Raw genomic sequence first — 24,887 nt, 5'->3', positions numbered from 1 at the left:
ACACGTGTCCCTTAGGCATCGACACGGACCCGGCGAGCCTCGACCAGCCGGGCCTGTCAAAGTCGACTACTGCAGGCTCATCACGATGCGACCGTCGATCTTCCCGGCTTCCATGCGGCGGAAGATCTCGTTGATATTCTCGAGGCTATCCCACGAGAAATGCGGCGCGACTTTGCCTTCAGCGGCGAACTGGAGCGACTCTTCCAGGTCCTGGCGGGTGCCGACGATCGATCCACGCACGGTGATGCGCTTAAGAACAGTCTCAAAGACCGGCACCGAGATCATACCTGGGGGCAGGCCGACGAGCGCCATGGTGCCGCGCGAACGCAGGAAACCGAACGCCTGTTCCATCGCAGCGGGCGAGACTGCAGTCACAAGCGCTCCATGCACGCCGCCGGTGGCCTTGATCACCTGCTCGACCGCATCCTTGGCCTTGCCGTTGACTGTCAGGTCGGCGCCCAATTGCTTTGCAAGTGCCAGCTTGTCGTCGAAGATGTCCGCCGCGACGACATGCATGCCCATCGCCTTTGCGTACTGCACGGCCATGTGGCCAAGCCCCCCGATGCCGGAGATGGCAACCCATTCACCGGGACGGACTTCCGTTTCCTTCAACCCCTTGTAAACGGTGACCCCGGCACACAGAACCGGCGCGGCAGGACCGAACTCCAGCCCATTGGGCAGGCTGCCGACGAAATCAGGATCCGCCAGGCCATATTCGGCGAACGTCCCGTTGACCGAGTATCCCGTGTTCGACTGGGCCGCACACAGCGTCTCCCAACCGGTGCGGCAATGCGGACAGTAGCCGCAGGCGCTGTGAAGCCAGGGAACGCCGACCCTGTCGCCCTCTTTCACTCTTTTGACACCGGCGCCGACCGCCGAGACATAGCCGACCCCCTCGTGCCCGGGAATGAACGGTGGGCTGGGCTTCACCGGCCAGTCGCCATTTGCAGCATGGAGATCGGTATGGCAAACGCCCGTTGCTTCGTATTTCACCAGGATCTGTCCCGGCTGCGGCGTGGGCACTGCCACTTCCTCGATCGTCAGGGGCGCGCCGAATTGCCGAACGACGGCTGCCTTCATCGCCTGAGCCATTTGCCAATCCTCCTCCAATCGCCGGGCCACGGAGAGGTTTCTTATGGGAACAGTGGGCCGGCAGGGGCCTATCTCACATACGAAAATCGTGTAATTGGCTCGAGCATCATGGCGCTCACAGCCAGTGCCCGGACGTCATTTCCTGCTTGGCGTATACCGCCAACACTTCAACGCGGTTCACGTAGCGCCATCGTCAGGTTGCAGCGTAAACCCGCCGGCAGAGTTCGACAATGGGTGGAGTGCAGAAGCGGTTCAGAGACCGACCGCCTTCGGCGCCCGGCCGGATCGAACAACGCATATCGTGCAACGGCGTTCGAGCGGGCGCGCTGGCGCGCGTATTGACAGGATCGGCGCCGGTCGTGTTGACTGAATGCTACGGGGCCGTAGCTCAGTTGGGAGAGCGCCGCAATCGCACTGCGGAGGTCGAGGGTTCGACTCCCTTCGGCTCCACCAAATCAATGAAATTACGCAATAAAATCAACGTACTAGAAAATAATTAAAACTCTGCCGTATGCATTGCCATATTGGCGGGTCCGGTTCGGTTCTCTATACTGATACCGCCCCTCGGGGCCGGGGCGGCTTGGGCGTTGTTGGAGATACAACGCCCGTCGCCTTTTGCGAACCGTGAGCCCGTCATGCGCCGAGAACCAACCGAGGCCGAACAATTCCAATCGATGCTCGAAGCATTGAGGACCGAACACGGCATGACGCCCGCCGAAATATCACGGGAAACGGGCGTGAGCCGTCAAACGTTGTGGCGGCTCGAAAACGGCGAGGCCCGGAAGGTGAGCTATGCGGTCGGCCACGCGGTCGAGCGGCTCTATCGGGACAAGCGCCGATGAGCCCGGTCCTCTTGGTGCAACGCCTCGTGCGGGCCGGCCTGACGCCTCGGGCGATTGAGAGGAAATGCGGCTTTAGCCGTTCGAAAGTTTCCCGCCTCATCGAGGGCAATGCCTCATTGACGGCCGCCGAGCGCGACACGCTCGAAGAGTTCGCCGCCGGGGTGTTGCCACCCGCCGCGATGGCCTCGCCGCATCACGAGCGATGCGCGCCGCGTTACGGCCGATGAGAAACCCTTGGCCGGTTCGGCCCAAGCCCAAGAAACCACCACCGGAACCGGAAACGATTGGCGCCGAGCCGCCACGCGGGCCAAAACCGCTCGGCGCGGCCGATGCCAAGAAACTGCCGAAAGACAAGCCACGCTCACGAGCGAAGTAAGCCGCCCGGTTTCCGCTCACGGACCACAAACTGGCTCATCGCCTTTTCGAGGAATTCGCCCAACGCCTTGCCTTGGGCCGTGCTGGCGACGACCCCGCCATTGGCGTTCACGGTCACATCGCCGAAATAGACGTTGCCCGAGTTGGAAGCCGGTTGCCGTGCCAAGTTCTTGGGAATAACGACCTCGCCCTTTTGCAAAATCGCCGGGAATTCATCGGATGCGAGCCCGTTGTGAAGCCGGGGGGCGCCGGCAAACATCGCCGGGTTGACGCCCGAGCGCATGGAACGTTGCGAGCCGCCGACCTTGCCGCCTGTATGCCACGTGGGCGCGCTCGGGAACGGCAAGCCGGAAATGATGCCAGAGCCGCCACCGCCGAGGCCGAAAAATTGCTTGATGACGCCGCCGAGGGCGTCTTGGGCAAACATCGCTTCCAAGGCCGTGTTGACGAGGCCGTCAATCACCCGGTTCAACATGTTCTTGAAGGCGTCCCCGGCTTCCACCCCTTGGCGCAAATCGCCAACGAACCCGCCCAAAGCGTTCTTGAGCGTGCCGCTCCATTGGGCGGCCAATGCCTCGGCGTTGCGCCGGGTCTCGTCCTGCGCCTCAAGCTGGCGGCGCTGCGCCTCGGTTAACTGGACCGTGCCGCCGTAAAGACCGCCCGCCGCCGCCGTCTGGTCACGCTGCGCCGATGCTGTGGCCTTGGTTGCCTCGGCCCGCGCAAGCTCAATGTGCCAATCTTCATTTTTCAGCCGGAACACGAGGCCATAAGCCGCCGCATTCTCATGCGCCCACCTTTTCACCGCCTCGCTTTCATAGCCGAGGTCGGCCGCGCCGCCCCGCTCGTGCATCGAGTGCCCCGGCGGTGCCACCCATTTCCGGGCGGCATCGGCCGAGCCGTATTTGGCGAGCGCTTCCCGCCATAGCTCGGCCTGTCGCTCGGTCGAGCGCCGCCCGCTGTTGATGCTGATTTTGCCGGGTGCCGCATCCATGAAAGCCTGCAAGGTGCTGGCAAACTCGGGCTCAAGCTCTTTGAGCCGTTCCGATGCACCTTGGACGAACGCCCCGGCCGCATCCTTGCCGGCAAGTTCGGCCGGGACCGTCGATAGCTCTTGATTGAACGGGGCAAGGTTCATGCGCCCCTGTATCCGCTGGTTTTCCTGTCGGCTGGCGAGTTGCGCCGCCTCGGTGCGTAGCCGCTCCATGGTGCCGATGGCCTCGCGAAGGGCCGGAATGACGTTGCTACGGACTTCCTCGGCGAGCTTGCGGGCCGATTGCACCGGAAGCTTTGCCAAGGTGCCGTTGAATTTCGCTTGCAAGGCTTCCACCTCGGCAAGCGTGGCCGTGCCGTTCTCGATGTTCTTTTGCAGTTGCTCCCATGACGACCGCAATTCGCCGACTTGGCCGGCGAGCTTGGGGAAGCGTTCGAAGAGGGGCAGGATTTTGGCGAGCGCCGCGCTTGTCGCCTCAATGGCGCTTGTAGCGTCGGCTTGCGTCTTTTGTCTTCCCGCCTGGTTGGCGGCGATTTGCTTGGCGATGGCCTCTTGCGCCTCAAGCTGCGCATTGTAGGCGGCGAGCGCCGGAAGGGCCGCGCCCCATTCTTTCGCCACTTGCCGGATGAGGTCGCGTTGGGCCTCAAGCGCCTTGGCCGCATCCTTGCCGCCGTCCTCGCTCTCGGCGAAAAACGATTGAATCGCCGGCATCGCAAGCCCGATGGCCGCCGGGATGAGGAAAAGCGGATTGAGCATGCCTTTCAGGGCAACCCCTACCGCCGCAATGCCGCCGGATGAGATGGCTTGCCCGAGTTGGCCGCTCTGTTGGGCGAATGCCTGTAGCGCCGAGGTGCCCGAGCCGATTTGGCTTGCGATGTCGCCAAGCTGAAATTTGATGTTTTGCGCGTCGGCGGCGATGGCGCGGGATGAGCGGTTGAAATTGGCCGCCGCGCGACCCAACGGGTCGATGCTCTGAAACGAGCGATTGATTGAATCGGCGGTGCCCTTGGCGTCCTGTTGCGTGCGCTGCAACGCCCGCTTCAACTGTGTCGTGTCGGCCGAGATGCTGAGAACAAGGCTTTCAAGGTCGGTCGCCATAATTGGCCCCCTAAAAGTTGCAGTGTTGCCGGGGCGGCCCCAAGCTCAAAGGCCGCCCCGGCGCCGTCGTGCCACTCGCCGGCACGATTAGTGAATTCGTTTCAGCGCCGCGACTCCGTAAATGCTCATGACCTCGGCCAATGCCTCGGCCGAGTTAAGCCGCTCGGAATCGGCCGTCTCGCCGTCGTCGTGCGGCGTTACCTTGAAGGCGCTGCCATCGGGCAGGACGATGAGAACGGCGAAGCTGCCACCGCCGCCACCGCCGAGCGCGCGGGCGTATGCATCGGGCAGTGTTTCGCCCTCGGCCTCAATCATCGGCTTGGCCTCGCTCATTTTACCGCCCTCAAGCCGCGTTCCTGTTTCAGTGCCTCGATTTCCCGGCGGGCGGCCTCAAGCTCGGTCGTCAACCGCACGATATCGCGGCGTAGCTCGTCACGAAGGGCCATTGCGGCCCGACCCACCGCTTCCTCGGCGGCTCGCCGAGCGGCCCGGTCGCGGTCGCCGGGGTTTGCCGTGGAAAGCTTGAAGAGTTCGCGGCGGATTTCGCCCCGAACCTCATCAATGCTCGCATCCATCCGGTCGAGCCGCTTGGCGAGCGGCCGGCCGAAAGCCTCAAGGGCGCCCCGGATGAGTTCGGGCAGGTTGCTCGCTTGCCTTGCCGGTGCCGGCGAAAGCCCCATCTCGGCGTCATCCCGTGCGGCGGCGGCCTCGGCGGCCTCGATATGCCGGCGGCGCATTTCTTGCCGCTCGCGTTGCTCGGCGGTTTTTCCGTAGACCGTCACCATGGCCGCCCCCTACCACGTAATGCCGGTGACGACCGCAACCGTCGCGCCCTTGGTGGCCCACGAAACCGGAAGCGTGCATTTCAGGCTGCTGGAATTGGTTTGCCACAAGCTGCGAACCGGGCTTCCCGTCATCAAATCGTTGGGCGGTGCGGTGTCTTCGACCAAGGCGGCTTCGCTGCTCGACTTAAAGCCCGGCGCGCCCCCGAAACCGACCATGAGCTTTGCCGCATCGATGGCAATCAAGGTGTCATCGCCGACCGCGCTACTCGCCAAAAGCGGATAGTCGAACGACACGAGGCCGCCGGCCGCCGCAATCGCCGCCCGTCTTGCTGGCGAGACGACGAACAACGGGTCGGTCGCCGGGGCAATCGCCGCGACGAGCCCTTGCACGTCGGCGGCAAACGTCGCGCCGGGTGCGACCGTCGTCGCGCCGAGAAGCACGCCCGCCGGGTTCGCGCTGCTGGCCGCGTCATCCGAGAAAAAGCCGGCCTCGACCGCCTCGGCCACTGCCTCATTCATGATTTGGCGAAGGATGGTTTCAATCGTGGGGGCCGAGTGGTCGGCCAGTTCGTCGGTGTAGGTCACCAAGCATTTCACCGCGTGCGGAAGGACCGAGGCGCTGGAAAGGGTGGCTTGGCTTACGCCGATGGCATTGCCTTCGCTTACGAAAAGCGCGACGGCGGTCGCATCAACGGAAACCGCCCGCGTGAGCGCCGAAAGCTGGATGGCGTGAGCCCGCGCGAACACGGCCGGGGCCGCCTTCGAACCGCTCGAAAGCGACAAGATGAAATTGGCGGTGACGCTTTGCGCCAACTCGCTCGCCCAGCCGGGGACCGTCGTTTGCGCCGGGTTGGCGACCGCCCGCCTTAGCCATTGCTCGGCGAGGTCGTGGCGCTTGAGGTGATTCATGATTGAAGCGGCGGCTTGCGCGATGAATGGCCCACCCAAATCCGGCTCGTCGCGCTCGTCTCGGCGGTTGCGCCGCATGGAGCGCTCAATGCCCGTTACCTGACTGCGAAGGTCGAGGACCTGTTGCTCTAGACTGGCCATAAAAACACCCCGTCAACGTGGGTTGGCGAGGTTCGAACATCTTCGAAGTGGGCGCCGACCCGGATACACAGCGATGCCCGAGCATAGCACCAAAGTTTCGGTTCCGAAATGAATATAGGCGAGAAATCGCCACAGCGGGCCGTGGAGCGCGACCAAGTGCAAATATGCATCTTGGGCCGGGAAAGGTGAGGAAACGCGCCCGTGGCCGAGCTAGTGGCGGGTCCGGGGCCGTCTGGCCGGTTTGCTCTTGCGTTTCGCCGCCGCGATGGCCTCAAGGCGGGCCATGTCCTCGGCGTCGGGCTCTCGGCCCGCCATCAACAGGCGCATGAGGAAATCTTGGTCGCTCTCGCTTCCTTCGCCATCCGGGCGAATGACCTTGCCGGTTATCCGGCGCCGGCTGTTCAAATCGATGCCGGTTGCACTCTCAAGCTTGGTTATCTGTTGCCGCACCCGCGACAATTGCGGCAAAAGCGGATGCTTGGTGAGCCCCCGAACGCCCATGATGGTTTGCCCCTCACGGTCAATGCGCGCCGATATCGCCGTTTCCTCGGCTCGCGCCTTCACCAAGCGGCCAAGCATCGCCGGGTCCACCGCCGAGGCCAAGGCACCCAATTGGAGAACCAAACGATGAAATTCGCCATGAAGGTTCGCGGCAAGGTCGGCGGGCGGTTTGATGCGGGTCACGGCAGGACAACTCCACTTTGCGGGGCCGAAATCATACCCCCAAAAGTTCGAAAACGAACAATTTAACGCGTTCGATGCCACCGCTCGGTCCCGCCTCATCGTTCTGGCGATTCGACTCGCCCCCCCGGCCCATCGCCCCGAGCTTTCGAGCCAAGAAAACCATGGTGGCGGGCTCACATGAGCCGCCATGGTTATATACGTAGTATATATGCGCTGCGCGGAGAGGTGCCTATCTACTTGAAAACATTGCGAAACCCCGCATGCGCGGAGAGGCCAATTTTGCGCTGCGCGGAGAGGCTCTAGAAGTTGCATTAAACAACCTCCAATCTATACATCCGACCCGATGGTGAGCCATATTGCGCGGCCCTGATAGCGCCCTTGTTGAATAGCGAATTCATCGCGGAAGCGAGGGCCTTGGGGCTCAAGCCGTCGCGCTCATCGTTCGTCATGAACACCCGTGGCGCATAGTTGTTAGCCTTGGGGTTGGCCGAGACGTTCACCCCGCGTTCGGTGTTCATCCTGAGTAAGAGTAGAAAGACGCGTTCGGCCTTGTCGGCCCTGCCTATGTCGCTTCCGGCACGCTCTGGCTTATCGATACAAGTAAGCCGGCCCATATCCCATTGCAGGTTCACGAGGTCGCCCGTGGGCGCATAGTTGGCTTTCATCCGCTCAAGAACGCGGGCATTGGGGTTTTGCTTCTCGCCGTCCTCGCTATCCGGCCGCCGCAAATAGAGACGCGACCGAACACTATTGTTCCACGCCGTAGAACCCGAGGTGCCCGTGCCCGAGTTCATGCCGCTAAGCGATGGATGGGCGAGCAACAGGACCGAGCAATCGGCCTCAATGGCGATGCTGCGCAACAGGCCGACATATTGCCGCGCAAGGTGGCGAGCGGATTCATTGCCGGCGTATAAATCGGCGAGATTGTCGAGAACCAATTGGCGAAGGTTGGGAATGCTGGCGACGGTCGCCCGCAAGCGCTCAAACATCGGCATCGGCTTAATCAGGCCCTTTTCCTCGACCGCAATCTCAACATTCGTCTTCCCGGCGAGGCTTACCAGGTGGAGTTCCTGAAGGCCGCCGAGGTCAAGGCCATCGGCCACCGCGATTTCGTCAACGCGGCGGTGCATCTCTTCAAGCTCATCCTCACAACAGACATAGAGCGCCGCGCCGTGGCGGATTGAGCGGCCGAGCCATTCGCCGTTTTCGAGGGCGACCGCCATGGATGATTGCAGCGCCAACAGGGATTTGCCTATGCCGCCGTCACCGGTCAAAAGCGTGACGTGCCGCATTGGGAAGAATTGGCGCTCATCCAAGAATTCACGCGGCGGCGGCTTGCGGCTGGCAAAGGATGAGGCCCGCACGGTTGGCAACAATTCAACCGCCTCGGGGTCTCGCCCATTGGGTTCCGGCTTTGGCGGTTCGTCTCGTTGGCGCGGGTCGCCGCCCTTGTTGATGGCGGAAGCGATGAAATGAGGTGGCAACCCGACCCGCTCGCCCGCCGCTCGCAACCGTTCGTCCATATCGAGCGGCACGCCAGCCGCTTGCATGGCCTTCACCTTGCCGCACATGGCGAAGAATTCGGGCTTGCTCATCACCCGCGCGATTGCCTCGCCCAGTTCGAAACGACCGTTGACGCCACCGTCATTCATTGGCCGGTCCTTTCTGGCGGGTTCCTCGTGTTGCGCCTGCCGAGGGCAAACCCGCTCACAATGGCGTCACTCGCTTCCTTGCGCGGTATCTTCCGGCTTATGGCGGCATGCCATAGGCGCTCGCCCGCCTCGCTCTCTGGTAGCTCGTGGTCGTGGATGAGTTGCCCGATACGATAGGCGGCCGAGACAAGGGTTGAATGGGCGGTGCCTTGGGGAGCATCGCGAACCCCGGCGCATTCATCCACGAGGCCGGCGAGCCGCCATTGTCGGCCATCCCCTCGGCCGCCGTGATTGGTGGTCGGTTCCGTGGCAGGCTCGGGCGGTGGCTTGAGGTCGGGCGCGAACCGGCAAAGGGTGGCGAGCCATTCGGGGCAAGGGGCGATAGGGCGGTCGTGGATGAGTTCATAAAGGCCGCGATGGTTCCGGCTTCCCGGTGCGGTGATGTTGCCGCCTTCGCCTCGCACGTCGATACCGAGGCCGAGCCGGCTGGCCGAGTTGCGTATTTGGCCGCCTATGTCGGGATAGGCGAACCATAGATGCCGCCCGCCGCTCGGGGTGCCGACCATGAATGTTTCCGGCTCGCCGACCCCGCACCGCACCAACAGGTCGTTAAACGAGCCCTCGCCATCGATGGGCGGCTTAACGTCAATATCGATAACCACAAGGCCGTTTAACAGGCCGGTCGGCAATGCAATCATGGCCTCGGGCCACCGCCGCCACCAATCGGCAATCTGGCGCTCGTCACGCGTGGCAACGTTGCCCCAATCCTTGACATAGGGGTGTTTGTCGGGGCCGACCGGGAAAACAAAGAAACCGCGTCTGGCATGTTCAAGCGCCGCCTCAAGCGGGGTCATCAACGGATTGTCGAAAGGGCTCATGGCCGGCCCCTCCAATCCGGGCGGTAGGCATCAAGCGCCGCGATGGCGGCCCGAACGAAACCCGCGTGCGTCCTCGGGTCGTCAAAGGCAACGGTAGGCGCAAAGCCGTCACCCTTGGGCCGCCCCGGCAACGCAATGGATGAGCCGTTGGCGTTATGGAAGGCGGCGCAACCGATGAGCCGCAAGCGCCACCGGGGCACCTGAAAATCGGCAAAGCCGCGTAAGCCGCCGTTACCATCGACGGGGACGAATGAAAGGCAAATGACGGGGAAGGTGGTCGGCTGGTCGAGGACTTGCGGCACGGTCACGGCGCCACCTCGTCAACCTCGATGCGGCCAAAAACCGTGTGCTTGTCATTCCACCAATACCAGACACGCCAGCCCTCGCCGGGTGGTGGTGCGGCCCTCGTGCCCCATGAACCATCGGGGTCGTCAAAGGCTTCATCGCGGGTGGCGGCGGCGTGAAGCCGGCCGTTTGCAAATTCAATCGTCTCCTGCCATTCGCGCATGACATGCTCCAAGGTTGCCCGGTCATTTGCGACCGGGCTGTTGCGCTTTGCCTCACACAACACTTGGCGAGTAGCCTTCACGGGGCTATTTTGGAGCGGCCTGAATAGCCAGACTCCAAGGATGCCGGTTTCGCCTTCCCCCAAAGGCGAGCCGGCTTTCTTTATTCGGCGGCTTCGATTGGGATTTTACGCGGCCTGCCGGGGCGGCGCTTTCCCGTTACCGGCGGGAGCGGTTCGGGCACGTTATCGGGGCAACTGTCGATATAGGCAAAGAGCGCCGAGACCTTCACGTAAATGCGGCCATGCACGTTCTTGCCAGCCGGAAAGCCGGGGTGGTGACGATGGTTGTAGTACCATTTACGGCCCATGCCGATACGGGCAAGGGCGCTTTCAAGCGGCTGGTAATCGTCGTGGGTGTTCATGGCTCACTTGTCCCTCGTTGGGTTTGGTGAGCACTAATAATGTCCAAGTTTATCTATCTGTCAGCAAGAATGTTTCGGCGAAAACCGGCGGAAACAGCATTTCGTTTCCATTTGTGCAACGTTTTCGCCAAGAAAAAGGCCGGAAAAACCGGCCCTCACCTCTCGGAAATAGTGCGCCTTTCCCGGCACAAAATTTAAAAATTTAGTGTCACGACATTGGACGCCTTGGGCTCAAGGTACTTCGCCCACGCCTCAAGCACGTCTCTACGTTGCCGCAACAGGGCCTCGCGCCGGTAAGCCCTCTCGACGGCGTTGCCGACTTCATGGCTCAAACATTCCTCGGCAATCTCGCGGGGTTGGTCATTTGCCCCGGCCCAATCGCGGAAAGAGGAGCGGAAGCCGTGCACGGTGCAATCGACTTTCAGCCGCTTAAGCACGGCATTCATTGTCATGTCGGAAATCGGCTTGGCCGTGTCCTTGAGACCCGGAAACAGCAACCCGGTCTTATTGTCCCCTATCAATGAGGCAATCAGGTCAATCGCCGATTCGGTGAGGGTGACAACATGAATCTTGTTCCCCTTCATGCGGGTATCGGGGATTGTCCATAGCTTTTGTTTGAGGTCGAATTCCTCGATGCGCGCGGCCCGGACTTCCGTTGTGCGGCATGCCGTGAGAATCGCCAGTTCAAGCGCCCGAGCACCGAGGCCAACGGATTCGCGAAGGCGCGGCATAAATGCCGGCATGTCGCGCCACGGCAGGGCGGCGAGATGCTCGACTTTCTTGCGCGGGGTGCCGAGCCGGTTTTTCAGAATGGACTTATCCGCCGGGTTTTCCTTGCAATAGCCGTAAGCCATCGCCCATTTGAACACCTTGGATAGCTGCTCGATGTTTTTTTCGCCGGTCTCGGGGGTGGCTTCCCATACGGGTCTGATGACGCGGGTCACGTCGTCAATCGTCACCTTGGAAATCGGCTTGTCGCGAAGCGCCTTCCATTTAACGGTGAGCCCGTGGACCCACTGGCTTTTGTGCTTGTCGTTTTTCAGTGTCGGCTCATGAACCTTCCAAAACTCATCGCAGCACCAACCGAGGGTGACGGTCATTTTCTTGCGGTCGCGCTTCTCCTGAAACACATCTTCGCCTTTCATTATCCTGTCGCGCAATCCGGCCGCTATCTCGATTGCCGCCGCCTCGGATATCATCGCCGCCGAGCCTATCCAGTATTCGCCCGTTGGCCCGTGCTTGCCCTGTTTGATGAGGACATAGGAACCGGGGCCAGAGCGGTCTTGCCGATGCCACGTGAGAGGTGCAATCTTGCGGTTCTTGGTGGCCGAGGGTTCGACTCCCCTTTTCGCTGATTTGGCCGAAATCGAACCCGCTTCTATATTAGCAATGCCTGATATTATGTTTTTATTGGTTGCGCGATTAGCGTTCACAGCTTTCTGTTGCATAATCTCGTGCCCTATTCATTGCCATATTCACAACTAGGGACAATTAGGCACAAAAGGGCATTATTAGCAACAGCTACTCAAAATTAATTACCTGAAAAGACACGGAAAAAGATTATTAGAAACAAGGCTTTAGCGTTCTTCGGCTCCACCAAAACGATCAGTAGGTGCCCGGTTGCCGAGGTATCGGAACAGCGGCTGATTTGTCATCAGCAGATCGCCAGTTCGAGTCTCTCTGGGGACACCACCATGCTAAGCCACCGTCCGGCCTTCGCGAAACGCTGCCCGATCCCGTGGCCACCTGTTTTCAGAGGCTGAACGGATCCCGCGCCGATCGCTTCTCGCTCGGTGCACTGAACGGGTCGGCTTTCTTCTCCTTGGACTTGCGGCCCTCGTCGGCGATAATCTCGTCGACCGCCCGCTGGCATTTCATCAGCTCGTCGGCCGCCGGGCCGGTGCCGCGCAGGCTGAGATTCGCGATGACGCGATCTTCAAACGCGATGGCCAAGGCCCGCTTGCGCACGAAGCCCGTCAGGAACTCGGCGTCGGTGACGTTCACGAACAGAAACTTTCCGCTCGCATCACCGGCAGCGGTCGCCGAAGCGCTCCAGGGATCGGTCTTGTCGAAGCGGAAGGTCAGGTCGTACTCTTTGCCGACCTCGAGCGACCTCCAGTCGTCGCTGGCGAAGCTCATATAGAGCGGCGACTCGGAGCCCTTGGGATAGAACCCAAGGCGCAAGGTGACCCCGCCGTCGAATACCGACGAGATGAAGCAGGAGCCCTCCATCGAGGTGTCGGAAGCAACGGTCCAGCCGTCGACATCCTTCCACTTGATGATTTCGGACTCCTCAGCCGCGGCCGATCCCGCGGCGATCAGACAGCTTACCAATCCGACCAGCAATCTACGCATGCAAAACCCCCGTTTGCCCGCATTTTGATAGGTCCCCGCATCGCTGTCGAGGGTGCCTAGCCGATCCCAGGCAATATTTTAGGAATATTCACCTCTCCGCGGCAAGCGGACTGCCCATCACATGGCGAAAGGATCTTTCGATGACTTGGTCTGGCCGCCGCCGGCAAAGGGATCGTTGTTCGGCGCATTGCCACCGGCGCCCGCAAAGGGATCGTTCGCCGCTCCCTGATCGCCATTCGGGATCAAGGCGCTCACCGCCTCCTGGCACTTGAACATCTCGCTTACCGCCTTCATCGAATCACGCAGGCTGAGGCTCGCGACGACGCGCCCCTCGAAGGCCAGCGCCAAGGTGTTCTTGCGAACGAACTCGGTAAAGAAGTCGGTGTTGGAAAAGTTGACGACAAGGGCCTTGGCGCCGGTCAGATCAACACCGAACGCAACGGCCGGCCACTGACGACCACGGTCGAGCTGCAAGGCAACATCGTATTCCCGCTGCGGCTCGATGGATTTCCATTCGGCATTGCCGATCGAAAGAAACGCCAGGTTCGTCGATCCCCGCGGATAAAAGCCGATACGAAGGATAGCGCCGGCGTCATAGCTCGTCGCCGCGTAACACGAGCCTCCCAGGGAAGGATCGGATCCCACCGTCCAGGCGTTGATCCGTTTCCAGATATTCGAACGCCCTTCTTCGGCAGACGCCGCTCCAGCCGTGAGCAACAGGCCGAGCACCACCAACGACAATCTATGCATGCAACCACCCCACTTTCCACGCAAAGTTATCTTTTTTTAGAGGCCTGTCGAGACGGTGAAGGCCCTTCCCCGCAGGGATTTTTGCGCGCCCCAGGCCCGATGCGAAAGCTGGCAGCTCCGATGCATTCTCCGCGCCGGTCCATGAAGAACGGCCGAGACGAGGTTGAGATGGAGCGGCTGGCGCAAATCAGCCACAGCCTGCGGGCAAAGAGCTGTTGAACATGGCAGAGTGATCGCCATGCTTGCTGGACTTCGGAACGAAAGCGCGGTTCACATCGTTTACCAACCCGTAGTCCCACCCCTTCATCAAGTGGACGATCACCGTGCTTGCCGCCCTGCTTCTCGCTTCGATAGTCGCATCGCCCAATATGCCTGACGTCAAGCTCAGTGCCGCGACGGTGGATGAACTCCAGACCGATTTCGAACGGGCCGTGCCGTGCCATCAGATCGATGGACGCAATGTTTGGAAGGGCGCGCTCGCGTTCTACATCCAGTCCTTCGTTTATGACGGCGATACGCCCGTTGCGACCGATGCGGCCGACGCAGTGCTTCCGGAAGACAACAGCGCCGAAACGGTGAAGGAGTTCGAAGACGCCTGCTCGGCCTCGCAAGCGACTTAAGTCTCTCCGCGAAGAGAGCCGCGATTCGTTCGAATCACGCGCGCGACCGGCCTGCCCGGCGCTGTTTTGGGACGCAACCGTCGCCGAAAACCGCCCCGCTCCCGCAAAAGTGACCAATCGCCCCCACAGAAGCAGCCAATTGCCTGAATTCACGGAATTTTAGGCACTTGCGGAACACATATGGAACAGATAGTGTCTGTTCTTGATTTGTTTCACGCCTCTGGAGCGACGTGCCATGCTGACCCGCAAGCAACAGGAATTGCTTCTGTTCATCCACGAACGCATGAAGGAGTCGGGCGTACCGCCGTCTTTCGATGAAATGAAGGATGCGCTCGACCTGGCGTCGAAGTCCGGCATTCACCGTTTGATCACGGCGCTCGAAGAGCGCGGGTTCATTCGCCGGTTGCCGAACCGGGCGCGCGCGCTCGAAGTCATCAAGCTTCCGGAAGCCTACGCCGCCGGCCAGCAACAGCCGCGCAGAGGCTTCTCGCCGAGCGTGATCGAGGGCAGCCTCGGAAAGCCGCCGGCCGCCGCTCCTGCCACGCCGAAGCCGGCGCCGGTCGCCGAAAGCACGTCTGTTTCCGTCCCGGTGATGGGCCGCATCGCTGCCGGCGTGCCGATCTCGGCGATCCAGAACAACACCCATGACATTACCGTTCCGCTCGACATGATCGGCAGCGGCGAGCATTACGCCCTCGAAGTAAAGGGCGATTCGATGATCGAGGCCGGCATCTTCGATGGCGACACGGTGATCATCCGCAACGGCAACTCGGCCAATCCCGGCGACATCATCGTGGCGCTCGTGGACGACGAGGAAGCGACGCTGAAGCGCTTCCGTCGCAAGGGCGCGTCGATTGCGCTCGAAGCGGCCAACCCCGCCTACGAGACGCGCATTTTCGGACCGGATCGCGTGAAAATCCAGGGCAAGCTCGTCGGGCTGATCCGCCGCTACCATTGAATTCCAGGCAGAACGCCGAATCAAAAGAGCCTCGCCACTGAAAGTGGCGAGGCTCTTTCCATTTAAGGCGACCTGAAATCCAGATCGCTTATTCGTGGATCGTGTATTCGCCGAGTTCGCAGAGATCCTGCGTGTCCTCGGTCGTATCGAGGGCCGAGCCTTCCTCGAATTCGAATCGCATGTCGTATTTGCAGACGTCCCGCCCGTCGGCAATGGTGATCTCCATGCTCTCGCCGGGGTTCAGGACCTGCCGACCGAAAACATCGTCTTCCCATTCATTGACGCCGACCGGCGACGTATAGAAATTCGTCAGTACCGCGCCGGTGTTGTTCTTCAGCTGGAAAACCAGGTCGTCCGCGCGCGCCTCCATAGCGGTCGCCGCAAAACACGCCAACGCCGTCAGGATCAGTCTCTTTTTCATTGATGCCATTGCCTCCGTTCTTAATGTTGACGGACGCTACCGATGCGGTTGATCTCAGCGGAGTCATCGTTCCCCCTCTACCGAATTCACCGAAGCGATAAGATCCGACGGAGGCATAGGAGACGTGGCTTGCGCGGACGTGTCGCGAATTTTACCGCGCTGCCCTAAGGCAGAACGCCAAACCAAATTTAACGAGGTGAGATTTTTGGAGGCCTCGCCCGGAATTGAACCGGGGTACAAGGATTTGCAGTCCTCTGCGTCACCACTCCGCCACGAGGCCTCACAGCTCGGATAACCAAGCGTTGGCGCGGATTTAGAATGATTGCAGAAAAACCGCAAGAGGCATTTTCTGAAAAACGCGCCGTCGAATTGCAGGACGGATACTTTCCACAGAACGATCGACGATGTCCGCCGATCGTCTCCCAGCTGATCTCAGCACCAGGGCGTCGGGCGCCCTTCCCACGGCCGCACGAGCCCCTCGGAAACGAGTACACGTCCAAGAGATTGGTCACCGCGGGTGACCAGGCGCAGTTTCTCGCCGGCCTTGGCATCTGATCGCCCTCCCGCCGAGATCAGCCTGAAGTCGCCTGCATTCAGCAATTCGCGCAGGCGCTGCTTGGCGTAGAAGCCGCGCGAACGCTCCTTGTCGCAGCTTGCCTGGCGGATTCGCGGTGCATCGACATCGGCGACGCGGATCGTCTCGCCATGGAAGACGAAGGTCGCGCCATCGATCACGCAGTTGTCGTTGCGAATGCCGCAAAAATAGAACTGATCGGTACGGATGGATGCCGTCTTCACCTCTTCATTCGGCCGCACGAGAGGGGTTGGCGGCGTGACGCCGACATTCACCGACGGCACCGGGGCGGCCAGGACAACCTTCGTCGCCGGGTTGGGCTTCGGATTTGGTTTGTGCCTATCCGCCTGCTGCGCAACGCGCTCCTGCGCTTCAGGAACCGCGCGCTGAGGCTTCGGCTTCGTTTCCGATCGCGATGCAAAGGCCATGACATCGGAAACCACCGGCCAGTGCCGCAACTCGGCGCGATGGTCGTGGGCCATGACGCCGCCAAGGGTGAGCGCTGCGGCCAGATACCACGGCGCCATGCCGCCCTGTTTGCTGGTGCTTCGGCCCGAACTGCGGCGTCGACGTTTCGTAGTGGCTTTGGCCATCGGTCCCCATCCTGATTCGAGACCGCATTATGCGTTTGATGGGTTGCCGAAAAGTTTTCGAGGGCACCCCAACAGAGGGGAAGACCGCGAGGAACCGGTCATTCGCCTGCGCGGCCACGGCCCTTGTTGAGAGATTCGGAATTGCTACGGGACGGCCGCGAGGAACCGAAAACTGCCGACCGCCCTGCCCTCGACAACAAGATCGTTAAATCGGCGTCCGCCTCAGGAGCCGTTCGAGGAGTTGGCCTTCCCGCGCCAGCGCGCCCACCAGACGGCCAGACGACGACGGCGGCGGCGAACCGAGGGAATGTCGTGGGAAAGCACGATCAGGCCCAACGGTATCATCCAGAAGCCCAGCACGGGCAAGAAACCGAGAAAACCACAAAACACCAGCAGCGAACCCAGCAGGATCCGCAGCAGGGGCGAGTCGGGCAACGCGATACGCCATTTTCCCAGCACGACTTGTCGTGTTTGCGGATCAATGCCGAAATGCGTCTGCTTCCTGTTTTTATTCATCATTCCCTATCCGGCGTGTTTTCCCACAATTGGGGACTTCTCCACAGCCTCGCAACGGAACTTGTCATTTTTTTTGAAAAAAGCGCTTGGCAAATCAGAAAAGCATGCGTATTAGCAGCCTCACTTCTGAAGCGCACAGCACAACAGCGGCGCGGATGATCCCTGGTAGCTCAGCGGTAGAGCATTCGACTGTTAATCGACAGGTCGCCGGTTCGAATCCGGCCCGGGGAGCCACTTTCTAAAGGCCTGCACCTCACGGTGCGGGCCTTTTCATTTAGGCTTTTCAATAGCTTAGCTGCAATCTTGAAAGCGCCAGCGATCAAACCTCCCCGCTGCACCTTGCTTTTTTGGTTACATTTTGGGTACTTTTCGGACCACAAAAGGCTCTGAAAGGTGCTCATTCATGGGATCTGATGATCTCTCCCGCTACGTCGTGAAGCATCCAGCCAGTGGAATTTACCGCTATTATCGCCGTGTCCCGACGGAAGTCGCTCACCTCGACCAGCGATCCCACGTTAAGCAGTCCCTAAAAACGAAGAATTTGAAGGAGGCGCTGGAGAAGGCCCAATCGGTGCACGAGGCCGCTGAGAGCCTTTGGCGAGCCCTGCTGGCTGGCAATGACAACGAAACGGCTTTTGCGCGCTACGAGGCCGCTGTGAAGCTCGCACAGTCGCTCGGCTTTACCTATCGCCCCATCAACGAGATCGCGACGCTCCCACTCGAAGAAATCGAGCGGAGGCTGGCTGTCGTGGGAGAAAACCTCGATAGATCGCAAATGATCGTCGACGCGGTCGCAGGAACAGTCGACGAGCCAGCGCCGCGCCTCAGCAACATCTGGTCTCTCTACGAGAAGCACAACGCCGCAGGCCTGACCGGCATGTCGAAGAATCAGCTTCGGAAGCACAAGGTGTCGCGTGAACGGGCGATCACTTATGCGATCGACGTCATGGGTGATTTTGAGCTGGCCGCTATCGTTCGCCCCGACGTGCTGAAATTTCGCCAGTGGTGGACTGACAAGATCATCGACGAGGGCCTGAAGGCCGACACGGCCAACCGCTCGTTCAGCGACATCATGGGCATGCTCACGCCCATAGACGCGGCCCTACACACCAACTTCCACGCGGTGTGGGAGAAAGCCCGCATCAAGGAGACGAACGCCACCAAGGGACGCAGCAGGCCGCCCTTCTCCAGCGAATGGATCGCCGAGAAGATCCTTGTGCCGGGCGCCATGGATATGCTGGACGAAAATGCGCGGCTGGTCGTCTACGTGATGGTGGAGACAGGCGCTCGCCTTGGCGAGATCTGCAATCTGAGGCCGCAGGATATCCGCCTCGACGATGAGGTGCCACACATCGAAGTGGCGGAGCGCGATGATCGGCGGCAAAAGAGCGACTATTCGATTAGACGCGTGCCGCTCGTCGGGGTTTCGCTGTGGGCTATGCGCCAGCGGCCGCAGGGCTTCGGGAAGTATCATGACAAGGCCGACTCGGCTTCGGCGCTGATCAACAAGGTCCTGCGAAACAACGGCCTGATGCCGAGCGATGACCATTCAGTCTACTCGCTACGCCACAGCTTCCAGGACCGAATCGAAAACGCGAACTGCTCCGATCGCATGCAGGCCGACCTGATGGGGCACGAGTTCGGGCGGCCGCGCTATGGTGACGGTGCGGAGATGAAGCGCCGGCAGGCGTTCCTGCAAGGCATCATGTTCGCCTGGCCGCAGCGGCATAGCGAAATGGTGCCCCATGCCGAAGCAAGGTAAGCGGCCAAAATCAATCGCTTGCCGTTTTGCGGGACACAACGGCAGAACGTCGTTTCGTTATGTATTTTGGCGCCGGTGTCTCACTGTCAGCGACTTTGATAGATGAGTAAGATGAGCAACGAAGGCGCGCCCATTTGAGCGCTATTGCCACCAAACTGAACGTAGTATGGACGAAGAGACGAGAAGAAAACTCACCAAGGCAGGGATCCAGCAAGAAGCCCACATTCGCTCCCAAGCGAAAGCTGTTCGCCCGAGAAGGAAATCTCTATTAACTTTCTTGAGCATCGCAACTTCGCTAATGAGCGATGCGTTCGCCTCATCGATTGCAGCACCTAAACTGTCATTGGTAAAGGATCTGATTTCTTTCAATATGCCGCAGATCTGCTTCAGCAAATCATCGCCCTTGTCGTTGTTGATCAATGTGGCGGCAAGCACACTTTCATTCACAGAGACAGTTTCATAGATAAACTTCTTGAAGGATTCCCGATCTGGGCTGAGCACATCTTTCCCAGCACCGTCCGGAAGTTTATCTAAGAACCCCTTCCACCGTTGCAGGGCCTTCTCGATCTTCTCAAGGTCGGATCGGTATGCCGATGACTGCTCTCGAAAGTCTCCTAATTTAGCGGCCCAGTGCTCCAATTTCTCCGAGAGCCCAGGCTCTCGATACGGGCTGATTTTCCGCTGGAGCTCTTCTCTGGTCGACGATATTCTAGATATTGTTTCGTCTACGCGTGCCAAGCTGCTGGATATGTCTCTACGCTCGGTCTCAGTCCTGATGAAGAAATGCAGCAGCGTGTAAAAATAGAATGCGTATAGCGCACCCATCTGTATCGTTATTGGCACTTTTGAAAAGTCGATAGGCAGGAGAGCTGAAGTTTTCAGTTGCGCATCATAGAAAGAGTATACTGCAATCAATGATGCCGTCAGGATAAGTTCAAAACGAAGCCGCACGTGCCGTGCGGACCAATCAACACTCTTTCGGTTAGAATCGCCAGACATTACTGCCCCTAATGTTTTAATCCTTCGCAGAAGAGATCAAATGGCGAAACGAAACACAATACTGACCCAATCCGCTAAATGCGATTTTACCCCTTCCCAATAATCACAAACACGACCCGCCTGATCGCCTCGGCGAAGCTCACACCGAGCGCCATCGCGGCGATGCCAGTGACGCCGAGGGCGCCTATGCCCATCAGCTTCCATCTCCGGACATCGTCGGTCACCGGCTTCATCTCGGCGACGTCTTCGCCGATCGTTGCCACGGACGCCTCAACGTGCCCGACCCGGTCAACGAGCTGATCCATGCGTTGGTGCACGGCGGCGCGGCTCGTAGCCGCCTTGTCTTCCGCCCGCATCGATCCTTCTTCCAGCCGCCGAATAGATTCCTGCAGGCTCCTCATTCCCGCGACCAGCTCCCCGAGCTGGCGATGTACTGCCGCATCTTCAGATGGCGCCATCAGCCCCGTTCCCCGTGCCTCTCACATTCCGCCTTCGTCCAGACCACCGCGGCACAGATGCCCACGACGGTCCGGTCTATCTTCCGTTGATCTTCCGGCGTCGCCCCTCGCGCGCCGATGAGATCAGTACCGACCACCCGCCGCAGGCCGTCGACACTTGCCGGCGCCGAAGTCCCACATCCCTGGAGGGCAAAGGTCATAGCGAGAGCGGACATCGTCCGCAGTGCGGCCAGCTTCATTGTTCTGCCTTTCGATGGAGGTCCTGACGTCGTCGCCGCCCCGCCAGTAGATCCAGAGCAGGAAGCTGGCGACGATCGTGAGCACGGCCGCAGCCGCAATAATTCGGGAAGTGGAGAGCATTTTTACGCCATCCTCTCGACCTGCTTCGCCACCGCCTTTCGGTCGGCGTTCTTCCGCCAGTAGAGGAAGCCGGCGATGCTGCCGAGCGCGAAGAGAAGGATCAGTAGGTTCTGCCAGGGAATGCCGCCGATCGCGGTGAGGATCGACGCACCGCCGCCACCTGCCACGGGGACGAGAACCTCTTTCGACTTCCACCACGGCGCATCGAGGCTCGGCGGCGTTACCGGGACAGGGACCGGTACCGGCTTCTCTTCGGTCACCGGGGCGACCTTCACCTCCGGACGGGCCGCCTCACCCGGGGTGAGCGCCACCAGCGCCTTGTGCATGGCCGAGCGCGTCTTCGGGCCGACGTCGCCGTCGACCTCGAGACGCTGATCAGCCTGGAACTGACGAACGTTGTCGGCGCGATAGCCGAGAAGGACGAGCGAGATCCGCGCCAAGCGGTCGAAGCGATCGGCCAGACCGTTCTTGCCGCCGTTGACCTTCTTCGTGATAGTCTCGGCGTCGCCCTCGTCGGCCCAGCGGTTAAGCCCGCGGGTGTCCCAGTAGAACAAGGGCACGAGACCTTCCCAAGGGTCCGTGTTGACCGCATCCGGATCCTTGACGATGTCCGGGCAGGCCAAGCCGGCGGTGCGGCCCCAATCGCGGAACTGGCGATAGTTGTCCTTGCCGGTCAACTGCATGCCGGTGCGGCCGCGGTAAAGGTAGCCGTCGCCATCCTTCTCCGGCGTGTTGCCGAGATCGGTCCTGGTATCGTAGCGCTGCTGCGCCGACGTCGGGCCCCAGATCTCGCGGTCGGACCTGAAATCGCCGCTCTCATGCATCAGCTGCGCGAAGTACTGGGCGAGCCGGTGCGGCCGATCCATGCCGAACTTGCTGCCGTATTTGTCCAGAGCCACAAGCACGGACGCGAGGTTGCTCTCGTTCACTTTGCCCTTCGAGGCATCGCGAACCTGCTGAGCGGTGATGGCGCTCATCGGTTACTCCTGATTGTTATTGGGGATAGTTCAAAAGATCAGCTGGCTGCCGATCTCTTAACGCTGGCGCATAAGCCCCCACATAGGGACTGCCTGCGGCATCAGCTCAATGCATAGTGCTGCTTAAGGAGAGAGACTGCGCTCTGGAAGGACGGCAACATTGTCGGCAGATGCATGGCCCTGTCAAAAATCAGCGCCATACCGAGCTTGCCAATCCAGCCGAACGAGCTGGCGCTGCCGCCATACGTCCAACGCAAATCGGCGGTGATATCCGGCGCCAAGGTGTGCGTGACCAGGTTAAGGACTTCCGCATTCTGCCACAGCACGGCCGATTGTTTCGTCTCCGCATCAAACGAAAATCCGTAGACTGCCGCCACATCGGCCGCTGGCGAGTTCGCTGCGTTGATGCCGTTCGATACAGAATCCCCGTTCTTGCCAAAGAAAAACAGAGATCCAGCGCTCGCCGATCGGAACGACTGTTGAAACACACCCGCCCCGTCGAAAGCCGCGAGCAGGTTCTTGGATGTCGTCGTCGCTCTGGCTGCTGCGGTAATCGACGCGACGCAAATAAAACTGCAGCTTGCCGTTACCGTGCCGGGGGCAAGATGCAGCCCGCCGGTATTTTCCGTCAGCTGAATGACCGGAAGGTTGTTGAACCCGGCATCCGTCTCGATCTTCGTGGCCGCCGCCGCATTCTTCGACGTAATGGTCGCCCCCGAAAACCGGTCGCGCCCATTGCCGTCAGCATCGAGTTTGGCAGGGTCGATCACGTGGCGCAGGCCGGCGATGCTGGCGATCTGCCGCTCCCAATCGCTCATCGTGATTTTCGGTGCACCAGGAATGCTGATTGCTGCCGTGCCCGGAATGATGCTCATACGTCCCATATGAAGTCTCCTTAGAGGGTTACGAGCTGATGGCAGGCCCAGTTGTGCATCGGCTCGCCATAAGCGGTGGTATCAGTCGAATTGTCGCGGATGTTGCCGCGCGCGCCTGTAGTCGGGCCGCCATTGGCGCCTGACGTCCCGGTGCGGGCATAGCCGAGCTGCTGAGAGCTTGGACTTCCAGGGTCACCGGAGAGCGCAACGGTGATCTGGCGGGAGCCCGTCTTGGTGACACTCGCGATCGTCCGCGGCGTACCTCCGGTCTGGAACCACTCGAAGCCATAGTTGCCGGGATTACTTACCAGCGTCGTGTCGAGCGACACGTCCGTCGTTTCATCGCCACCGGCATAGGTCAGCACGATGTTGGCTCCCGTCCTCACAGCGCTGGCGATGTGCAACGGCTCCCACGCCGCACCTCCGAGGGTTTGCCTGACGGCACGGCCATGATACGCGCCGAGCCGGGCCGATGATGCGGCGGTCAGATGCACGCCATCCGCAACCGTCTGGAGGAAGTATTTCGGGCAGACGCACAGGATGATGCCGGGGTTGGCGAGCGCCGTCTGCAGCTGCGCCAGCGGCACGTCGCTGACCGTTGGCATCGAGCCGTATGCCGTCCAGTTGCTGATCTGGTCGACAAACAGCAGCACGTCACCGGCAACTCCGGTGTAGACGGAGATGTCGGCGGTCAGGTCTGTCTGCAGTTCCTCCAGATAGCCCTGATAGGTGGCGAGACTGTCCGAAAGGTTGTTTTCGCCGTGGATGAACGAAACCGTCGAGGCGGCGAAGTCGAGCCCATTCAGCCCGGCCATGATCCGCCCCCGGCGGATCGACGTGATGATGTTGGCATAGGGCTGCGTTCCTTTCTTCAGCCCGGAGTAAGGCGTTCCACCGCGCCCATGCGCGACTACGAGCGCAGCCTCGTTGGCCGCAATACCCCCCGCCTTCGTCAACTCGTATCCGATCTGGGAGGCCGGGGTCTCACGGCTGCTTTCCAGCAGATCGACAAGCGAGAGCCGGTTTTCTACCGGCGTCGGCTGGTCAGCGTTCAGCGTGCCGCGCACGGCCGGGCCGACATTGAACATCACGGCACGGCCCGAGCGCACCGCCGTCGTCGACACCGGCGGCGTCGATGACGATCCGTCGCTGAGCGACTGACCGTAGAGCGCATGATAAATCAACGCCGTTACACTGGAGAGCAGCGATGTGCCAGCCAGAACATCCTCTGTTTTCGCCGTCAGAACGCCAGCGATATCTTCAACGTAGCGGGCCTCGGTTCCGACAACGGCAACCGCCGACGCGTTGTTTTCGCCAAAGGTGATCGGCGTGATGTCAGTGCCATTCGAAAGCGAATACACGCGAGAAGTAGCAGCAACCAGCCGATCAAAGAGCTGGACGTCGACAGCCCCAGAGGAATCGACCCACCCCAAGTCGAAGTGATAGCCGAAAACGAGGTCGCCGTTCTCAGTAACGACAGACCAGAGATAGTCATCGAGAAGGGCCGGGACGCCGGTCGTTTCCAGCATTGCTGCGACGCGCAGAACGCCGTCCCGGTCAATGCCTGCCGTGACACTGCCGTCCGCGGCTCCGAGCAAGACGGTTTGCCAATAGTCGTCAATCATCCCTTCGCTTGTAGCGGCAGGAAGGAGGTTCTCCCTGCTCTGACGAAGAAGGTCAGCAAACGGAACCTCATCGGCCTTTTCCGCCAATGTGGCGTTCAGGTCTGATTGATCGGAAATCTCCTGAAACGTCAGCGACGTGGTGCCCGTCACGATAGGCGCCGGCGTCGTGCAGATGAACTGCTTGCCACCGTTGGCGACGCCTGCGCGCACGAAGACCGCCATTCCCACGATTTCAGTTTCTTCGTTCGCATCTGTCGCGCGTGAGGCAGAACCAGAAGCGGGAACAACATAGATTCCGTTCTGGTTGGCCACAGTCTGGTTTTTGAGCAAGACACGGTCGTCGGCTGCCAGCGTCACGCCGTCGATAACATCCCCATTCTCCAGCGCGGAAGAGATATCAATGTTTGCCGTCGACGCCGCGAGTACAGGTGATTTCCACTGAGTGGAAACCGCAGCAAGCGCTATTGCCTGATCCAACTGCTGCTGCACAAGCTCGCCGACCGGCAAAATCTCTTCCTTGACAGGGTCGTTCTCTCCCGACGACGGAACGCCATCGACGACATATTTGCGCCAAGCGCGGCGCCAAGCGTCGCGAATATCGTTCGCCATAAATCACCCCATAGTAGATCGACCTGGCTCGCGGCCAAGATCACGCGGTTGACGTTTT

General features: G+C 60.6%; 29 protein-coding genes and 3 tRNA genes. 7 read left to right on the top strand and 25 right to left on the bottom strand.

Annotated elements, in window-relative coordinates; translation table 11 throughout:
- Positions 1–66: 66 nt before the first annotated feature.
- A complete protein-coding gene (adhP, locus tag IB277_RS06825; RefSeq protein WP_034791206.1) occupies positions 67–1,092 on the bottom strand; it encodes an alcohol dehydrogenase AdhP in 1,026 nt (341 codons plus the stop codon).
- A 377-nt stretch (positions 1,093–1,469) separates the two neighbouring features.
- Between adhP and IB277_RS06820 the strand changes: the two genes are divergently transcribed.
- The 3 genes from IB277_RS06820 to IB277_RS06810 all read left to right on the top strand — a co-directional run bounded on the left by IB277_RS06820 (position 1,470) and on the right by IB277_RS06810 (position 2,161).
- Positions 1,470–1,545 (top strand) — tRNA-Ala (locus IB277_RS06820).
- A gap of 182 nt (positions 1,546–1,727) precedes the next feature.
- The gene (locus IB277_RS06815) at positions 1,728–1,934 is read left to right on the top strand and encodes a helix-turn-helix transcriptional regulator (protein WP_192370866.1); all 207 of its coding nucleotides are present in this window, start codon (positions 1,728–1,730) and stop codon (positions 1,932–1,934) included.
- Positions 1,931–2,161 carry a hypothetical protein gene (locus IB277_RS06810; RefSeq protein WP_192370865.1) on the top strand — a complete coding sequence of 77 codons (231 nt, stop codon included), beginning with the start codon at positions 1,931–1,933 and terminating at the stop codon, positions 2,159–2,161. The genes IB277_RS06815 and IB277_RS06810 overlap by 4 nt, the downstream gene beginning before the upstream one ends.
- Before the next feature lie 134 nt (positions 2,162–2,295).
- On the opposite strand, the gene IB277_RS06805 is transcribed toward IB277_RS06810, so the two are convergent.
- From IB277_RS06805 to IB277_RS06745, 13 genes are all read right to left on the bottom strand, one after another.
- Positions 2,296–4,398, bottom strand: a complete 2,103-nt coding sequence (locus IB277_RS06805; protein WP_192370864.1) for a D-alanyl-D-alanine carboxypeptidase family protein — start codon at positions 4,396–4,398, stop codon at positions 2,296–2,298.
- Positions 4,399–4,485: 87 nt separating this feature from the next.
- Positions 4,486–4,731, bottom strand: a complete 246-nt coding sequence (locus IB277_RS06800; RefSeq protein WP_192370863.1) for a hypothetical protein — start codon at positions 4,729–4,731, stop codon at positions 4,486–4,488.
- On the bottom strand, positions 4,728–5,183 hold the full coding sequence (locus IB277_RS06795; RefSeq protein ID WP_192370862.1) for a hypothetical protein: 456 nt from the start codon (positions 5,181–5,183) through the stop codon (positions 4,728–4,730). Before IB277_RS06795 ends, IB277_RS06800 begins: the two co-directional genes overlap by 4 nt.
- 9 nt (positions 5,184–5,192) lie before the next feature.
- A complete protein-coding gene (locus IB277_RS06790; protein WP_192370861.1) occupies positions 5,193–6,233 on the bottom strand; it encodes a phage major capsid protein in 1,041 nt (346 codons plus the stop codon).
- A gap of 210 nt (positions 6,234–6,443) precedes the next feature.
- On the bottom strand, positions 6,444–6,917 hold the full coding sequence (locus tag IB277_RS38590) for a P27 family phage terminase small subunit (protein WP_192370860.1): 474 nt from the start codon (positions 6,915–6,917) through the stop codon (positions 6,444–6,446).
- A 311-nt stretch (positions 6,918–7,228) separates the two neighbouring features.
- A complete protein-coding gene (locus tag IB277_RS06780; protein ID WP_192370859.1) occupies positions 7,229–8,569 on the bottom strand; it encodes an AAA family ATPase in 1,341 nt (446 codons plus the stop codon).
- Positions 8,566–9,447: a bifunctional DNA primase/polymerase gene (locus IB277_RS06775; protein WP_192370858.1), complete on the bottom strand. Its 882-nt coding sequence runs from the start codon at positions 9,445–9,447 to the stop codon at positions 8,566–8,568. Before IB277_RS06775 ends, IB277_RS06780 begins: the two co-directional genes overlap by 4 nt.
- Positions 9,444–9,755 (bottom strand): hypothetical protein, encoded by a 312-nt coding sequence (locus IB277_RS06770; protein ID WP_192370857.1) that lies wholly within the window; start codon positions 9,753–9,755, stop codon positions 9,444–9,446. The genes IB277_RS06775 and IB277_RS06770 overlap by 4 nt, the downstream gene beginning before the upstream one ends.
- A complete protein-coding gene (locus IB277_RS06765; protein WP_192370856.1) occupies positions 9,752–9,955 on the bottom strand; it encodes a hypothetical protein in 204 nt (67 codons plus the stop codon). The genes IB277_RS06770 and IB277_RS06765 overlap by 4 nt, the downstream gene beginning before the upstream one ends.
- 161 nt (positions 9,956–10,116) lie before the next feature.
- On the bottom strand, positions 10,117–10,377 hold the full coding sequence (locus IB277_RS06760) for a hypothetical protein (protein WP_192370855.1): 261 nt from the start codon (positions 10,375–10,377) through the stop codon (positions 10,117–10,119).
- A gap of 194 nt (positions 10,378–10,571) precedes the next feature.
- Positions 10,572–11,825 (bottom strand): site-specific integrase, encoded by a 1,254-nt coding sequence (locus IB277_RS06755; RefSeq protein ID WP_192370854.1) that lies wholly within the window; start codon positions 11,823–11,825, stop codon positions 10,572–10,574.
- Positions 11,826–12,129: 304 nt separating this feature from the next.
- The gene (locus IB277_RS06750) at positions 12,130–12,723 is read right to left on the bottom strand and encodes a hypothetical protein (RefSeq protein WP_060582150.1); all 594 of its coding nucleotides are present in this window, start codon (positions 12,721–12,723) and stop codon (positions 12,130–12,132) included.
- A gap of 126 nt (positions 12,724–12,849) precedes the next feature.
- Positions 12,850–13,482, bottom strand: a complete 633-nt coding sequence (locus tag IB277_RS06745) for a hypothetical protein (protein ID WP_143556418.1) — start codon at positions 13,480–13,482, stop codon at positions 12,850–12,852.
- 323 nt (positions 13,483–13,805) lie between these two features.
- On the opposite strand from IB277_RS06745, the gene IB277_RS06740 reads away from it, so the two are divergent.
- The gene (locus IB277_RS06740; protein ID WP_034791202.1) at positions 13,806–14,102 is read left to right on the top strand and encodes a hypothetical protein; all 297 of its coding nucleotides are present in this window, start codon (positions 13,806–13,808) and stop codon (positions 14,100–14,102) included.
- A gap of 235 nt (positions 14,103–14,337) precedes the next feature.
- Positions 14,338–15,060, top strand: a complete 723-nt coding sequence (gene lexA, locus IB277_RS06735; protein ID WP_034791199.1) for a transcriptional repressor LexA — start codon at positions 14,338–14,340, stop codon at positions 15,058–15,060.
- Positions 15,061–15,148: 88 nt separating this feature from the next.
- Here the strand turns inward: lexA and IB277_RS06730 are convergent, their stop codons facing one another.
- The 4 genes from IB277_RS06730 to IB277_RS06715 form a co-directional block, all read right to left on the bottom strand.
- Positions 15,149–15,490 (bottom strand): hypothetical protein, encoded by a 342-nt coding sequence (locus IB277_RS06730; RefSeq protein ID WP_034791197.1) that lies wholly within the window; start codon positions 15,488–15,490, stop codon positions 15,149–15,151.
- A gap of 197 nt (positions 15,491–15,687) precedes the next feature.
- Positions 15,688–15,761: transfer RNA gene (locus IB277_RS06725), tRNA-Cys, on the bottom strand.
- Positions 15,762–15,913: 152 nt separating this feature from the next.
- Positions 15,914–16,648 (bottom strand): thermonuclease family protein, encoded by a 735-nt coding sequence (locus tag IB277_RS06720; RefSeq protein ID WP_090295536.1) that lies wholly within the window; start codon positions 16,646–16,648, stop codon positions 15,914–15,916.
- A gap of 222 nt (positions 16,649–16,870) precedes the next feature.
- Positions 16,871–17,164: a hypothetical protein gene (locus IB277_RS06715; RefSeq protein WP_090295787.1), complete on the bottom strand. Its 294-nt coding sequence runs from the start codon at positions 17,162–17,164 to the stop codon at positions 16,871–16,873.
- Positions 17,165–17,323: 159 nt separating this feature from the next.
- On the opposite strand from IB277_RS06715, the gene IB277_RS06710 reads away from it, so the two are divergent.
- Together IB277_RS06710 and IB277_RS06705 are read left to right on the top strand one after the other, a co-directional pair.
- Positions 17,324–17,398 (top strand) — tRNA-Asn (locus IB277_RS06710).
- A gap of 169 nt (positions 17,399–17,567) precedes the next feature.
- Positions 17,568–18,926 carry a site-specific integrase gene (locus IB277_RS06705; RefSeq protein WP_192370853.1) on the top strand — a complete coding sequence of 453 codons (1,359 nt, stop codon included), beginning with the start codon at positions 17,568–17,570 and terminating at the stop codon, positions 18,924–18,926.
- A gap of 141 nt (positions 18,927–19,067) precedes the next feature.
- On the opposite strand, the gene IB277_RS06700 is transcribed toward IB277_RS06705, so the two are convergent.
- The 7 genes from IB277_RS06700 to IB277_RS06675 form a co-directional block, all read right to left on the bottom strand.
- Positions 19,068–19,925, bottom strand: coding sequence for a hypothetical protein (locus IB277_RS06700; protein WP_192370852.1), 858 nt, complete (start codon positions 19,923–19,925; stop codon positions 19,068–19,070).
- A gap of 86 nt (positions 19,926–20,011) precedes the next feature.
- On the bottom strand, positions 20,012–20,383 hold the full coding sequence (locus tag IB277_RS06695; RefSeq protein WP_112834152.1) for a DUF1515 family protein: 372 nt from the start codon (positions 20,381–20,383) through the stop codon (positions 20,012–20,014).
- Positions 20,383–20,622 carry a hypothetical protein gene (locus IB277_RS37990; protein ID WP_246812701.1) on the bottom strand — a complete coding sequence of 80 codons (240 nt, stop codon included), beginning with the start codon at positions 20,620–20,622 and terminating at the stop codon, positions 20,383–20,385. Before IB277_RS37990 ends, IB277_RS06695 begins: the two co-directional genes overlap by 1 nt.
- A complete protein-coding gene (locus IB277_RS06690; RefSeq protein WP_192370851.1) occupies positions 20,507–20,743 on the bottom strand; it encodes a hypothetical protein in 237 nt (78 codons plus the stop codon). Before IB277_RS06690 ends, IB277_RS37990 begins: the two co-directional genes overlap by 116 nt.
- A gap of 2 nt (positions 20,744–20,745) precedes the next feature.
- Positions 20,746–21,720 (bottom strand): peptidoglycan-binding protein, encoded by a 975-nt coding sequence (locus IB277_RS06685; RefSeq protein WP_192370850.1) that lies wholly within the window; start codon positions 21,718–21,720, stop codon positions 20,746–20,748.
- Between the two features lie 101 nt (positions 21,721–21,821).
- Positions 21,822–22,604: a hypothetical protein gene (locus tag IB277_RS06680; protein WP_192370849.1), complete on the bottom strand. Its 783-nt coding sequence runs from the start codon at positions 22,602–22,604 to the stop codon at positions 21,822–21,824.
- A gap of 11 nt (positions 22,605–22,615) precedes the next feature.
- Entirely contained in the window at positions 22,616–24,829 is a 2,214-nt protein-coding gene (locus tag IB277_RS06675; protein WP_192370848.1) for a hypothetical protein, read from the bottom strand.
- Positions 24,830–24,887 lie beyond the last annotated feature (58 nt).

The organism is Ensifer sp. ENS07 (genome assembly GCF_014852185.1).
In the GTDB taxonomy this organism is placed as follows: Bacteria; Pseudomonadota; Alphaproteobacteria; order Rhizobiales; family Rhizobiaceae; genus Ensifer; species Ensifer adhaerens.
Note: the sequence above shows the minus strand (reverse complement) of the source record. Positions and strands in the feature narration are given on the sequence as shown.